At 32.1% G+C, this 13,159-nt stretch carries 12 protein-coding genes; 4 read left to right on the top strand and 8 right to left on the bottom strand.

The features are described 5' to 3' along the window. The first annotated feature begins 69 nt into the window (after positions 1 to 69). Positions 70 to 888 (top strand): UbiA prenyltransferase family protein, encoded by an 819-nt coding sequence (locus AAGV33_RS00525; protein ID WP_373389949.1) that lies wholly within the window; start codon positions 70 to 72, stop codon positions 886 to 888. Between the two features lie 123 nt (positions 889 to 1,011). Then, on the top strand, positions 1,012 to 2,124 hold the full coding sequence (locus AAGV33_RS00520) for an ATP-binding protein (protein ID WP_373389948.1): 1,113 nt from the start codon (positions 1,012 to 1,014) through the stop codon (positions 2,122 to 2,124). A gap of 46 nt (positions 2,125 to 2,170) precedes the next feature. On the opposite strand, the gene AAGV33_RS00515 is transcribed toward AAGV33_RS00520, so the two are convergent. From AAGV33_RS00515 to AAGV33_RS00490, 6 genes are all read right to left on the bottom strand, one after another. Further along, a complete protein-coding gene (locus AAGV33_RS00515; protein ID WP_373389947.1) occupies positions 2,171 to 3,235 on the bottom strand; it encodes a phosphatidylinositol-specific phospholipase C1-like protein in 1,065 nt (354 codons plus the stop codon). Positions 3,236 to 3,348: 113 nt separating this feature from the next. Further along, complete coding sequence (locus AAGV33_RS00510) at positions 3,349 to 4,680, bottom strand: DUF58 domain-containing protein (RefSeq protein ID WP_373389946.1); 1,332 nt, start codon at positions 4,678 to 4,680, stop codon at positions 3,349 to 3,351. Between the two features lie 28 nt (positions 4,681 to 4,708). Beyond that, positions 4,709 to 5,701: an AAA family ATPase gene (locus tag AAGV33_RS00505; RefSeq protein WP_373389945.1), complete on the bottom strand. Its 993-nt coding sequence runs from the start codon at positions 5,699 to 5,701 to the stop codon at positions 4,709 to 4,711. 23 nt (positions 5,702 to 5,724) lie between these two features. After that, a complete protein-coding gene (locus AAGV33_RS00500; RefSeq protein ID WP_373389944.1) occupies positions 5,725 to 6,933 on the bottom strand; it encodes a DUF4350 domain-containing protein in 1,209 nt (402 codons plus the stop codon). Beyond that, a complete protein-coding gene (locus AAGV33_RS00495) occupies positions 6,926 to 7,681 on the bottom strand; it encodes a DUF4129 domain-containing protein (RefSeq protein ID WP_373389943.1) in 756 nt (251 codons plus the stop codon). Before AAGV33_RS00495 ends, AAGV33_RS00500 begins: the two co-directional genes overlap by 8 nt. A 12-nt stretch (positions 7,682 to 7,693) precedes the next feature. After that, a complete protein-coding gene (locus tag AAGV33_RS00490; protein WP_373389942.1) occupies positions 7,694 to 8,689 on the bottom strand; it encodes a stage II sporulation protein M in 996 nt (331 codons plus the stop codon). A 20-nt stretch (positions 8,690 to 8,709) separates the two neighbouring features. Here AAGV33_RS00490 and AAGV33_RS00485 point away from each other — a divergent pair, with 20 nt between their 5' ends. Beyond that, positions 8,710 to 9,441, top strand: a complete 732-nt coding sequence (locus tag AAGV33_RS00485; protein WP_373389941.1) for an RDD family protein — start codon at positions 8,710 to 8,712, stop codon at positions 9,439 to 9,441. A 67-nt stretch (positions 9,442 to 9,508) separates the two neighbouring features. On the opposite strand, the gene AAGV33_RS00480 is transcribed toward AAGV33_RS00485, so the two are convergent. Then, positions 9,509 to 11,536, bottom strand: a complete 2,028-nt coding sequence (locus AAGV33_RS00480) for a M3 family metallopeptidase (protein WP_373389940.1) — start codon at positions 11,534 to 11,536, stop codon at positions 9,509 to 9,511. A gap of 229 nt (positions 11,537 to 11,765) precedes the next feature. Here AAGV33_RS00480 and AAGV33_RS00475 point away from each other — a divergent pair, with 229 nt between their 5' ends. Beyond that, positions 11,766 to 12,437 (top strand): hypothetical protein, encoded by a 672-nt coding sequence (locus AAGV33_RS00475; protein WP_373389939.1) that lies wholly within the window; start codon positions 11,766 to 11,768, stop codon positions 12,435 to 12,437. Positions 12,438 to 12,581: 144 nt separating this feature from the next. On the opposite strand, the gene purE is transcribed toward AAGV33_RS00475, so the two are convergent. Beyond that, a complete protein-coding gene (gene purE / locus AAGV33_RS00470) occupies positions 12,582 to 13,064 on the bottom strand; it encodes a 5-(carboxyamino)imidazole ribonucleotide mutase (protein WP_373389938.1) in 483 nt (160 codons plus the stop codon). Positions 13,065 to 13,159 lie beyond the last annotated feature (95 nt).

Genomic DNA, 13,159 nt, shown 5'->3' with positions numbered 1-13,159 from the left:
TTTTAGGATTCATTTTATTTGAACAAAATGAATTTATAAATATTATTCTCAAATGATTAATTTTGTTAGATGATTCGTATTCAAGCCCTTTTTGATTTTTATCTTAAATCCAGTATTCACGTCGCTTTGTCGGTGTATGCTTTGGTACGAATGACCCAATTTATGTTTGGAATTCCGTATGATGAACCTATTGCACTTTTTGCTTTTTTCGGAACAATTGTAGGTTATAATTTTGTAAAATACGATGCTTTGGCTAGAGCCAAAAAAAGAATGATGCGCAACGAATTGAAAATGATCGCTGTTTTGAGTTTTTTTTCGTTTTTGGCTGTTGGTTTTTATTTTTTCAAATTACAGTTAATTACCCAATTGGTTGCTGTTGGAGTTTTAATTTTGACTCTTTTATATACACTTCCTTTTTTTCCTAATCGAAAGAATGCCAGAAATTGGGCGGGAGTAAAAATTTATATGGTTTCCTTGTGTTGGGTGGGAGTAACGGTGTTGTTACCTTTGGTAGATGCACATTACAACTTAAACCTTGATTTTTTTATCAAATGTATTCAGCGATTTATACTCGTTTTTGTCCTGATACTTATTTTTGAAATTATTGATTTGGCTAATGATGATCCGCATTTAAAAACAGTTCCACAGCAAATAGGGGTGAAGTGGACAAAAAATCTGGGATACCTTTTATTGATGTTTTTTTGTGCATTTGAATTTTTAAATAGCAATATTCAATATTCGTTAGTATCATTGCTGTTGATTTTTGGAATTGCAATTGTAGTAGCTTTATTTTTGGTTTTCGCCAATGAAAAACGCTCTAAATATTATACTTCTTTTTGGGTAGAAAGCGTACCTATTTTGTGGTGGTTGTTACTAGTTTTGGTTTAAAACATTAATATTGGTGAATGTAATCACCAAAAAATACCTTAAATTGGTGAATATAATCACTGAATAACACCTTAAATTGGTGAATAGAAATATTTTTTTGTATTTTTGTTCAAAATCAAAGAGATGATAGACAGGTTTTTAATATCAAATATAGCAGAAAGACTCAATAAAGGAAAGGTAATTGTACTTGTTGGACCACGTCAAGTGGGAAAAACAACTATGATTCAAAGTCTGTTAAATGGAATCCCTTTTTTGTTTCTTGATGGAGATGATTCTGTTGTAGTAGAAACGTTATCAAATGCTAATACTGAAACGCTTAAGAATATTATTGGTGATTATAAATATGTCTTTATCGACGAGGTACAACGCATTCCGAATATTGGTTTAAAATTGAAAATTATTGTAGATCAAATCAAAGATGTTCAGGTTATTGTGAGTGGTTCATCAGCTTTTGATATTAATCATGTTACTCAGGAACCGCTTACGGGTAGAAAATTTGAATACCATCTGTACCCGATTTCCTGGAACGAATTTGAAAAAAATGTAGGATATATGAAAGCGCAACAGCAATTAGAAATACGGTTGTTGTATGGTATGTATCCTGATGTTATCAATAATTTAGGGAACGAATATGAAATTCTGAAAAATTTAGTATCAAGTTATTTATATAAAGATATTTTGAGTTTGGCTGGTATTCGTAAATCGGAAGTTTTAGAGAAAATTTTGCAGGCATTGGCTTTTCAAATTGGGAGTGAGGTGAGTTATAATGAAATAGCACAATTAGTTGGTGTCGATAAAAACACAGTAAGTAATTATATTGATTTACTTGAAAAAAGTTTCGTTATTTTTAGATTGAACAGCTTTAGTCGCAATCATCGAAATGAAATAAAAGCGAATAAAAAAATCTATTTTTATGACAATGGTGTTCGCAATATGTTGATAGGAAATTTTAATTTTTTAGAATTTAGGCAAGACAAAGGAGCGCTTTGGGAAAATTTTTTAATTTCTGAAAGAATGAAATTATTAAGTTATGAAAACAGAAATGCCAAGCCCTATTTTTGGCGAACTACTCAGCAGCAAGAAGTAGATTATGTGGAGGTAGTCGCTGATGAAGTAAATGCTTTTGAAATTAAATGGAAAGTCAAAAAAGCTAAGTTACCCAAGCCTTTTTTAGATAATTATACGGGAAGTTTTACCATTGTGACTGCTGATAATTTTAGAGAGTTTTTGAAATAAGAAAACCGAAACATTATTACTTCAGGTTTCAAAATAAAAGAAAATATTATTTTCCATTTACGGGATTTTCTCGAACATAAGTAGAATCATCAAATTTAATGTGATAAGTAGATTCGAAAAATTTACTTGGTAAATAATAATCGGTTGTGATGATTTGTGCCCCTGATTTTTTTGCATCTTCAAAATGGGAGTAATCATTATTTCGAGCTTCTTTAGTATCTGCATCCGCTCGAGTGCGAACAAGATACCCTTTTTTGATTAAATCAGGAATGCTTGCGTCTTCAGGATTATTTTTAAATAAAGTAGCTGCTTCAGCTGTTCCAGGTTCAGCATTAACAAAAATGGCACGTCCTTTTAGTGATGGATGATTTAAGATATACAAATCTCTTTTTGCTCCATTGTTGTCTAAAATGAATAAAAATTTTCCTTGAGCTTCTTTTAGACTTGGCCAATTATTATGCAGCACAGCTTCTTCAAGTGTTGCATATTTTCCTCTAACCCTGTCGGGTGTTATTAGTTTATCATCGCCTAATTCTTGACGAATGATAGCATCCATAGCATCAAATTGTGTAGCAGTAAAATCTTCTGGTTTAGTTCCTAAAAAAGATGCTTCTCCATCTTTTGGTTCTAAAGTGATAAAAACAGGAACATGATCGGGATTAGCATCAGACCATTTTTTAAGTTCTTGTAAACAAATTGAAAAAGTCAAACAAGAGGATCTAAAATCAATATCAGGCATGTGAAAAACTTTGAATCCAGGTCTTTTCATTATTCCAGTTGGATCATAAGCTTGGGTTGATTTAGCAATATCTAATCCTTTTGGGTGGGCATATTTCCCACCTTTGGTATCTACATAAATATCAATTTCTAAATTTCGTAATCCCATGTTTAACTGTTCGGTAATATTAATATGATTGTATTCTAAACCTTGTAAAGAACGGTTTGGAGCTTTAGCTTGAATGGTATTGTATAAATCAGTTTCAATTGCTTGTCGGTAACTGTTGTGCGAGCCTATAACTTGAATTTGGTTTATTTTCAAATCCTTGTTTTGAGCTTGCAAACAGCTGCTAATGGCACTTACTAAAAATGTGGTAATGAAGATTTTTTTCATGTTTTGCATTTTGTTTGTCAATAACTGAAGTTGTTATTCTATTTTCTTTCGAAAATTATTCGAACAGAACTGACGAAAAATTTCATTAAAAACTAATTATGGTCAACGCATTATTACAATATCCCTCTGGCTTTAATTTCCAGGTATTTATTAATTGCTTCAAGAGTAAGATTCTCTGGAGTGGTTAGCACACTGTGGATTCCGTATTTTTTTAGTTCTTGAGCAATGAGGCGTTTTTCAAACATAAATTTATCCGCAACAACTTTGTCGTAAATGTCCTGAACTGTTTCTGTTTTTTTATTGATAATAGTATTAAGTTCTGTGTTATTGAAAAACACAACTACTAAAAGATGACTTTTTGCAATTCCTTTTAAATAAGGCAATTGTCTATGAAGTCCGTCCATGGTTTCGAAGTTGGTGTAAAGAATGATTAAACTTCTTTGGTTGATATTTTTTTTGATATCAGCATACAATCTGCTGTAATCACTTTCAAAAAAATTAGTTTTAATATTGTATAAAGTTTCTAGGATTTTTTGCATTTGTGATGTTCTTCTCTCTGCAAATACCCGATTTTCAACGGTTTTTGAGAAAGAAAACAAGCCCACTTTATCCTGTTTTTTTAATATTACATTCGATAAAACAAGAGTTGAGTTGATGGCATAATCCAGTAAACTTAGTCCATTAAAAGGCATTTGCATTACTCTGCCTTTGTCGATAGCCATGTAAACCGATTGCGATTTTTCGTCCTGAAACTGATTGATCATCAGGTTGTTTTTCTTTGCGGTAGCTTTCCAGTTTAAGGTTCGTATGTCATCGCCTTGAACGTATTCTTTAATTTGTTCAAATTCCATCGTATGTCCAATACGGCGAATTTTTTTAATTCCGTGTTGGGCTAGATTATTGGAAAAAGCAATTAAATCGTATTTTCTTAATTGCATGTACGATGGATAAGTGGGAACCATTTGATTTTTGTCGAAAGTAAATCGTCGAGAAATTAATTGCAACGGCGAACTAACATAAATGTTGAGGTTGCCAAAAAAATATTCGCCTCTTTCAGTAGGATGCAATTCATAATTAAATTCATCCTGAGCATTAGATTTTATTTTCCTAATTAGTTCGAAATTTCGAACTTGAAATTGAAACGGAATTTCATCAATTATTTTAACGTTTACAGGAAAGCTGTAGTTGTTGTTAACATTGATTTTTATTGGATTAGCATCGCCATTAGATAATTTAGCAGCGGTGGTTCTATGGGCTTCAATATTTTGTTTAGGAATAAAAAGCAGCAAAATATCAAGAACTAAAAAAGCCATTAAAATGATAACAATAAACCAGACAGCATGATATAAATTAGGAAAAATAAAAGCGCAAACAAAAAGTCCTATAACTCCCAGGAGTAAATAGAAAAATAAATTGTTTAAGTATAATTGTTTGATAAATTTCAATGGGTCGATTTTATGTTTATTGGAATTTTTACCTTGGAATTTCTACTGTTTCAATAATTTGTTTGATAATTTCTACACTGCTAATTCCTTCCATTTCTCTTTCGGGAGTCACAATAACCCGGTGTTGTAAAACCGGAATAGCCGCTTCTTTAATATCTTCGGGTGTTACAAAATCACGTCCTCTAATAGCCGCAAAACCTTTAGAAGCATTTAAAATAGCAATAGAAGCACGGGGCGAAGCGCCTAAATATAAAAAAGCATTTTCTCTTGTGTTTACCACAATGCGGGCAATGTATTCTAATAAATTTTGCTCAACGATAATTTGTTTAACCAGACTCTGATACTTTCTAATTTCTACATCAGAAAGAATGGTTTTTATCGCAATTAATTTATCTTGATTTTGCAATAAATGTTCTCTTTGAATAATCGAAATTTCTTCTTCCAGTTTTGGATAATCAATACTTATTTTAAAAAGAAATCGGTCTAGTTGTGCTTCTGGAAGTCGATAAGTTCCTTCTTGTTCAATAGGATTTTGAGTAGCAATGACAAGAAAAGGAGTTTCAAGTAAATAGGTTTTTCCATCAATAGAAATTTGACGTTCTTCCATTACTTCAAAAAGGGCAGCCTGGGTTTTTGCCGGAGCACGATTGATTTCGTCAATCAAAATCAAATTCGAAAAAATAGGTCCTTTTTTAAATTCAAATTCGGAGTTCTTGAGATTAAAAATTGAAGTTCCTAAAATGTCCGATGGCATTAAATCGGGTGTGAATTGAATTCGGCTAAAGCCAATGTTTAAAGTTTTAGAAAGCAGTTTGGCTGTAATAGTTTTGGCAACTCCTGGAACTCCTTCTAACAGCACGTGGCCGTTGGACAAAATAGCAACCAGCAATTGATCTACCATTTTATGTTGCCCTACAATCACGGTTTCAAGTTCTGTTTTTATGGCATTAACATGGTTTAATAATGGAGCAAGATCCAGTCTTGTTTCAAAATTCACGTTCTCATTTGTTATATTTTCCATGATTATTGATATGTTTTAAAATATTAATTTAAAAATTTTTCGATAGCATTGTTAAGTTCTATTAAATCAGATTCTACGCTATCATGATAACTTTTTCGATGATTAATAATAAGTTGGATTACATCTTCAATATCAGAAGGATTTTTACCTGATTTAAGATGCAATTTAGTAACAAATTCTTTGTCTAGTTTTGAGGTGTCAATTAGATATTCATTTCGTATTTTTTCAAGGAAATAAATTATTTTTTTATCCATTATACTGTTGTAATCGCCTTCTTGATAGTATAAATTACCAATGGTTTTAGTAAAATCTACTGTTAAATTAGCCAATGGTTTGATTATAGGAACTACACGTTGTTTTCTTTTGGCATTAAATAAAATAAAAATTACTATTCCTATTAATGAGAGATACCAAGCCCATTTTAAAGCTTCCTGACTTAAAATATAGCGTAACGGCGAATCAGATATTCCTTCGCCATTGATAGGTTTCATGTACCAATAAATGGTTTCTTTAGGCAAATAAGACAATACTTTTTCGGCATATTGATGGTGATTGGCTTTTAACAAATGGAAATTGCTAAACACAGCCGGTTGAATGTGCAAATAGAAATAACCATTTACATAAGGTACTTTTATAAAATTGATTCGATTGGATTGAATTTCATTTCTTTGATACCCCAATACAGTTGTATTTAAGGTGTCAATTCGTGAAAAATAATAATCGCCCATTCCTTCAATAAAATCATATTTCTCATTACCAATTTTTTTATTGGCTAACCAAACAGAACTGTTTTGGGTATATTTAAAATCAGTTCTGAAATCTAATTTCAAACTATCCAGTAATGATTGAGGAAATGTCTTCATGCTTAAAAAAGCATTATTCCCATGAGAAACAAAATAGAAAATCTCTTTCATCGAGGCTTCGTCAATCGAGGCAAATTCTGAAATATTTAAAAGTGTCCCTTTGGTAGTATAGTTTTCTAATATAGGATTAGAATCATATTTTGGATTTAAAAATTCATAAGGTGTAACGGTACTTAAACGTTCTACTTTTTGGTTTTTTAAAATCCCATCAATTTCATGATCGAGTACATAAAGTCCAAAAGGAATTTTATCATTGACGGAATAAGTAGGATTCCAGTCAACGGGTTTGGGACGATTGTAATCGGCTACTAAAATCAGTACAAAAACGAGTACTAAAAATGCTATGTATATTTTGATTTTGTTATTCATTACCAAAAGATTTTAAAGCATTTTTAAATCGGTTTTGAGCGTTTTGAAAGCTCTTTTCGTCCATGTCAAATTCGCCATACCAAATGTAATTGTACAAATAAGACAAATAAGTAAACTCTTCTTTCAACGGTTTACTTTGTAATTCATATAAGTAGTCGCTATTGGTTTTGTCAACATGCCATTCTATAAGACGATTTTCCGCCATTACTTTGAGTAACCATAAATAATAATAACGTATGCAAAGTCTTTTTCTATCTTCTTTTAAGCTTTCCTGAATTAGCTTTTCAAAATCGACTAAATGGATGTTTTTTTCAATATCGTTATAATTGATTTTCTTTTTGTTTGAATTAGCTCCAAAAATCCACTGTCCTTCTTTGTTAATCAACGCTTTAGTAATAAGGTAAATCACTACTAAAATAACTATGCCAGCTAAAACTTTTAAAATAGTAATAGCCGTTTTTGGATCACCTAAACGAAATAAATTCAGAATTTGAGTAATTAGCCATTGTTTAAATCGTTCCCATGCGTTTATTTCGGCAGCCTGACGCTCGTAAACAAAATCGGAATCCTTGTATTTTTGCTGGTAATTTTTTGCAAAAGCTCTTTTTTCAATTGCGCTAGAATCCACTAAAATGTCTTTTTGATTCCATTTTGTGGCAACCGTATCTTGAGCTACAGCCAAAGAGTCTTGTGCCTGACTAAGATTCAAGAATAGCAGAAAAAAGATAATAATTAGATATTTATTCATTATCGAATGCAATTAAATCGATTTGTTTTTTGTGAAGGTATCATTCGGTATTTCTAATTTTTTATGAACTATAAATGGATAGACCAAATAATAAAATGAAATAACGGCAAGCGTAAATAAAATAATGAAACTACTCAACAAGATGGGCATATCGATTGCATAACGGGTTATAAAACCTTCTAGAAATCCAGCACTAATAGTAAATGGCAGAGTGCTCAGGAAAATTTTAAAACTATTTTTGAAACCAATTTTAAATGAATTAAGTCTCGAATAAGTTTTTGGAAAAAGAATAGATGCACCTAGAATAAATCCTGCTGCGGTTTCGATAACGATGGCAAAAATTTCCATAGCACCATGAATCCAAATGCTGCGAACGCTTTTCCAAAAAACATGATGTTCGTAAAAAAAATATTGGAAAGACCCCAGCATTAAGGAATTTTGTAAAAAAATATAAAAAGTTCCTATACCGCCAAAGATTCCATAAATGTAGCATCTAGCTCCCACATAAAGATTATTGAGTGTTATAGCTATAAAACCGCCCCAATTGCTTCCTGAACTATACACAGCCATTGGGTTTCCTTTTTTGATGTTCTCTAAAGTCATGTTAACATAACCATCACCAAGAATTAAACGAACAAAATCTTTGTCAAATTTTGCCGAAACTACTCCCATAGCCACCATTACAAAAAACAATACAAAAGCATACAATAAATATCTTTTGTATTCATAGAGAAGCAACGGAACTTCGGTTTTAAAGAATGTTACAATTCTGTTTTTATCTTCTCTTTTGGTTTTATAAATTTTTTGATAACTCAGCGAAGCCAAGTGATTCAGGTAGACTACCGTTTTGCTTTTTGGATAATAGGTTCGGGCATAAGATAAATCATTCATTAATTGAATGTACAAATTGGCTAAATCATCAGTATTTTTTTTAGCTTTACCAAAAATAGCCAGTTCAAATTCTAGCCATTTTTCTTTATTTTGTTTTATGAATGCAATTTCTCTCATTGGATGCTAAAATATAAAATATGTCAGAATTATCTATAAATACAACCCAAAATGTTGTAATAAATTTTAATACGGCTTCCGTGGGACAACGTTTGCAATCGTATTTGATTGATTTAGTTATTAAAATAGCCTACGGAATCACGGTTTATGGCGTTTTTTTCTATGCCTTAGGATTCGCAGCTTTAGATGGCTGGTCTTTAGCAGCCATGATTTTATTGTTTTATTTTCCAATAGTAATTTATACTGTGGTTTTAGAAAGTTTATTTCAGGGACAAACCATTGGAAAAAGAATAATTAAAATTAAAGTAGTAAAAATAGATGGTTATCAAGCCGGATTTGGAGATTATTTAATGCGTTGGTTTTTTAGACTGATTGACATTTCTATTTTTAGCGGAGTTATCGCGTTTGTCACAGTAGCTTCTTCTAAAAAAAATCAACGAATAGGAGATATGGCGGCAGGTACGGCAGTTATTACTTTAAAAAACGAAATAGATATTAGCCACACTATTTTAGAAGAACTAGATCAGGAATACGTGCCGCAATATCCAGCTGTAATTAAATTTTCAGATAATGACATGCGTATCATCAAAGAGAATTTTCAACGTGCCTCGGCAAAAGGCGATTATGTAACCTTATATAAATTAGCCGAAAAAATTGAAAGTATTTCTGGGATAAAAAATGAAACTAATGATACTGTAGTATTTATTACAACCATTTTGAAAGATTACAATTATTACACCCAAAACATGTAAAATAAAAAACCGAAGCATTGCTACTTCGGTTTCGATCTGCATTCTAAAATCTTGATTCTGCTAGCTTTTATAACAATCCCGCTCTCTTTAACAAAGCATCTGGGCTTGGTTCTTGTCCTCTAAAACGTTTGTACAATTCCATTGGCAATTCGGTTCCTCCTTTAGAAAGAATATTGTCTTTGAATTTCTTCGCCACTTCTTTGTCAAAAATTCCTTTTTCTTGGAAATAAGCAAAAGCATCTGCATCCAAAACTTCGGCCCATTTATAACTGTAATATCCTGAAGAATAACCGCCTTGAAAGATGTGCGAAAACGCAACGCTCATACAGTTTTCGGCAACATCTGGATATAAAGTAGTGTCTTCAAAAACAGTTTTTTCAAAAGCTTTAATATCAGTTATGTCAGTTGGATTATTGCTATGGAAAGCCATGTCTAATAATCCAAAACTAATTTGGCGTAAGGTTGCCATTCCTTCTTGGAAACTCGCGCTTTCTTTTATTTTTTCTACATATTCTTGCGGAATAATTTCGCCTGTTTGATAATGCGTTGCGAACAAAGCCAAAGCTTCCGGCTCGTAACACCAGTTTTCCATAACCTGGCTTGGCAATTCTACAAAATCCCAATAGACTGATGTTCCAGACAAACTTGGGTAAGTAGTATTAGCTAACATACCATGTAATCCGTGACCAAATTCATGAAATAAAGTTGTTACTTCGTTAAAAGTCAATAACGATGGTTTGGTTTCGGTAGGTTTTGTAAAGTTGCAAACGTTGGAAATATGCGGTCTTTCGTTTACGCCGTCTTTGATGTATTGTGATTTAAACGAAGTCATCCAGGCGCCGTTGCGTTTTCCTTTTCTTGGAAAAAAATCAGCATAGAAAACAGCAACTAGTTCTCCAAATTCGTCTTTGACTTCATAAGTCATTACTTCTTCGTGGTATTTATCGATGTCGAAAATTTCAGTAAAAGTCAATCCGAATAATTTTCCAGCAATGGTAAAAGCGCCTTCTAATACTTTTTCCAATTGAAAATAGGGTTTCAGTTTTTCGTCATCCAAATTGAATAATTCTTGTTTCAATTTCTCCGAATAATAAGCACCGTCCCATTTTTCTAGTTGTTCGATACCGTCCAGTTTTTTAGCGAAAGCAGCCAGTTCATCAAATTCTCTTTGAGCAGCTGGTTTGGCTTTTGCCAATAAATCATTCAAAAACGATTTTACTTTCTCTGGACTTTGAGCCATTCTTTCTTCTAAAACAAAATGAGAATGGGTTTTGTATCCTAATAAATTGGCTCTTTCGTGGCGTAATCGGGCAATTTTCAAGGTAATTTCTTTGTTGTCAAATTCATTTCCCTGAAAGGCTTTTTTACCAGCAGCAATAGCCATTTTTTTACGCAATTCCCGATTGTCAGCATAAGTAACAAACGGGATGTAACTGGGGAAATCTAAAGTAAAAATCCAGCCTTCTTTTCCCTGGGCTTTCGCCAAAGAACGAGCTGCTTCGATAGCGCCTTCGGGCAATCCTGCCAAATGGTTGTAGTCAGTCAAATGCATTTCGAAAGCATTGGTTTCTGCTAATACATTTTCGCCAAATTGCAAACTCAATTTCGATAATTCCTTGTCAATTTCGCGTAATTGGTTTTTCTTTTCTTCTGGTAAATTAGCTCCGTTTCGAGAAAAACTCTTGTATTTTTTATCTAAAAGCGTAGTTTGTTCTGGATTTAAATTCAAGCGGTCTTTTTGCTCGTAAACTGTTTTTATACGTGCAAACAAATCAGCGTTTAGCGTAATATCATTTCCAAATTCAGATAACAAAGGCGAAATTTCCTGAGCTATTTTTTGCATTTCATCATTGGTTTCCGCCGAATTCAAATTGAAAAAAATACTCGAAGCACGATCTAAAATAGCGCCTGAATAATCCATAGCTTCAATTGTGTTTTCGAATGTAGGAGCTTCAGGGTTTGTTACGATAGCATCAATTTCGCCTTTGGCCAAGGCAATTCCTTCTTGAATGGCAGGGAAATAATCTTCGTTTTTTATTTGAGAAAAAGGAGCAGTATTGTATTTTGTAGTGAATTTTGAAGTTAAAACTTTCATTGTAATATAATTATTTTCATTAATGGAAACCCAATATTTTTGAGGCGTAAATATAGTAATTTATAAAAATGTAGCGACCAAAAAAAGATGGATTCTCCTCTTAAAAGCTATTCAAATTCTGTTATATATATGTTATTTATTTCTTTTGAAGGCTTTAAAAGCTTAAATTGTAAAAATCACGATTAGCATGCAAAACAGCTAATTATAAATAATTGTAAAACAAAAGAAGATGAATTATCAAGTTGTAATAAAGAATATCGAAACGGTTAATGAGGTAGAAGGATATTGGTCTGACGAAGATTTTATTCAATTATTAGAAAAATTCAATTATCCTGATGGCGCAACCGCAGAGAAAAAGAATTTACCAGAATTATTAGAAATGGCTATTTCGGATTATGAGCCTAATGAAGCCGCAGAAATTGTACTTACTTATAAATTATCGGAAGAATTAAACGAAGGACAAATTCAGCAGATTTCGCATAATATGTTAATTGATAAAGTATGTGAAGAATATCCTGAAATCCATTTGCAAGGAACGATGTATCACGTCAATCAATTGCTTTTTAAAGCTTACAATGGGAAGTTTCCCAATGCAAAAGCATCTGTAGTTCAATTTTCTATGAAGCCAATATATGAAGATGCGGTAAAAATATTAACAAAGGAAAATGTATTGAAATTATTAAACAATGGTTTGTCAGATAGAAATTTGATCAAAAGATTATTTGAAGATCAAATGTCTCAAAATATTCCTTTTCCGGAAGCCGAAGGTATTGTTTGGGAATTAAATACTGCGGATAATAAAAATTATACTTTAGTAACTTCGGAAAATTGGTTGAATAAGGAAGATTTTACACAATTTGAATTTGAATCGGTTCTAGAAGAAATAGAAGAAGAAGTATAAAAAAAACAGACACGAATTTCTCTAATTTACACGGAAAACAGCTTTGGTTAAATTTCACGAATCTGTCATAGACAGATATAGATTAGTGAAATTTTTTAACTTTTTTAATTCGTGGTAATTTGTGAAATTCGTGTCTAAATTATACTATTTCAAACTTTCAGAAGCTTTAATTACGGCTTCTTTTAAGTTTTCTTTGTAAGCAACAATTTTGTTTAATACAGTCGCATCAGCACTTCCGATGATTTGTGCTGCTAAAATTCCAGCATTTTTTGCACCATTTAAGGCAACAGTTGCTACAGGAACTCCGCCTGGCATTTGAAGAATTGATAAAACCGAATCCCAGCCATCAATAGAATTGCTTGATTTTACAGGGACTCCAATTACAGGAAGTGGAGACATTGAAGCAACCATTCCTGGTAAATGAGCAGCCCCACCAGCCCCAGCAATAATTACCGAAATACCTCTTTTGTGTGCATTATTACTAAAATCGAATAATTTTTCTGGTGTTCTATGTGCCGAAACAATATCTACTTCTGTTTCGATTCCAAATTCTTTTAATATGTCAATTGAATCTTGCATGACTGGCATGTCAGAGATACTTCCCATAATTACGGCTACTTTGCTCATTTATTTTTTTATTTAAAGATTGAAAAATTTAAAGATTGAAAAATTACTTGAAATTCATTTGGTACAACAATTTTTAAATCATTAAATCTTTTAAT

Source organism: Flavobacterium magnesitis, from assembly GCF_041729735.1.
Lineage (GTDB): Bacteria > Bacteroidota > Bacteroidia > Flavobacteriales > Flavobacteriaceae > Flavobacterium > Flavobacterium magnesitis.
Note: the sequence above shows the minus strand (reverse complement) of the source record. Positions and strands in the feature narration are given on the sequence as shown.

Excerpts from the sequence above, each read along its gene's own strand:
- AAGV33_RS00500 (WP_373389944.1), bottom strand. The coding sequence starts at position 6,933 with ATGAATAACAAAATCAAAATATACATAGCATTTTTAGTACTCGTTTTT.
- AAGV33_RS00515 (WP_373389947.1), bottom strand. The coding sequence starts at position 3,235 with ATGAAAAAAATCTTCATTACCACATTTTTAGTAAGTGCCATTAGCAGC.
- purE (WP_373389938.1), bottom strand. The coding sequence starts at position 13,064 with ATGAGCAAAGTAGCCGTAATTATGGGAAGTATCTCTGACATGCCAGTC.
- AAGV33_RS00495 (WP_373389943.1), bottom strand. The coding sequence starts at position 7,681 with ATGAATAAATATCTAATTATTATCTTTTTTCTGCTATTCTTGAATCTT.
- AAGV33_RS00525 (WP_373389949.1), top strand. The coding sequence starts at position 70 with ATGATTCGTATTCAAGCCCTTTTTGATTTTTATCTTAAATCCAGTATT.
- AAGV33_RS00485 (WP_373389941.1), top strand. The coding sequence starts at position 8,710 with ATGTCAGAATTATCTATAAATACAACCCAAAATGTTGTAATAAATTTT.
- AAGV33_RS00520 (WP_373389948.1), top strand. The coding sequence starts at position 1,012 with ATGATAGACAGGTTTTTAATATCAAATATAGCAGAAAGACTCAATAAA.
- AAGV33_RS00505 (WP_373389945.1), bottom strand. The coding sequence starts at position 5,701 with ATGGAAAATATAACAAATGAGAACGTGAATTTTGAAACAAGACTGGAT.
- AAGV33_RS00480 (WP_373389940.1), bottom strand. The coding sequence starts at position 11,536 with ATGAAAGTTTTAACTTCAAAATTCACTACAAAATACAATACTGCTCCT.
- AAGV33_RS00475 (WP_373389939.1), top strand. The coding sequence starts at position 11,766 with ATGAATTATCAAGTTGTAATAAAGAATATCGAAACGGTTAATGAGGTA.
- AAGV33_RS00490 (WP_373389942.1), bottom strand. The coding sequence starts at position 8,689 with ATGAGAGAAATTGCATTCATAAAACAAAATAAAGAAAAATGGCTAGAA.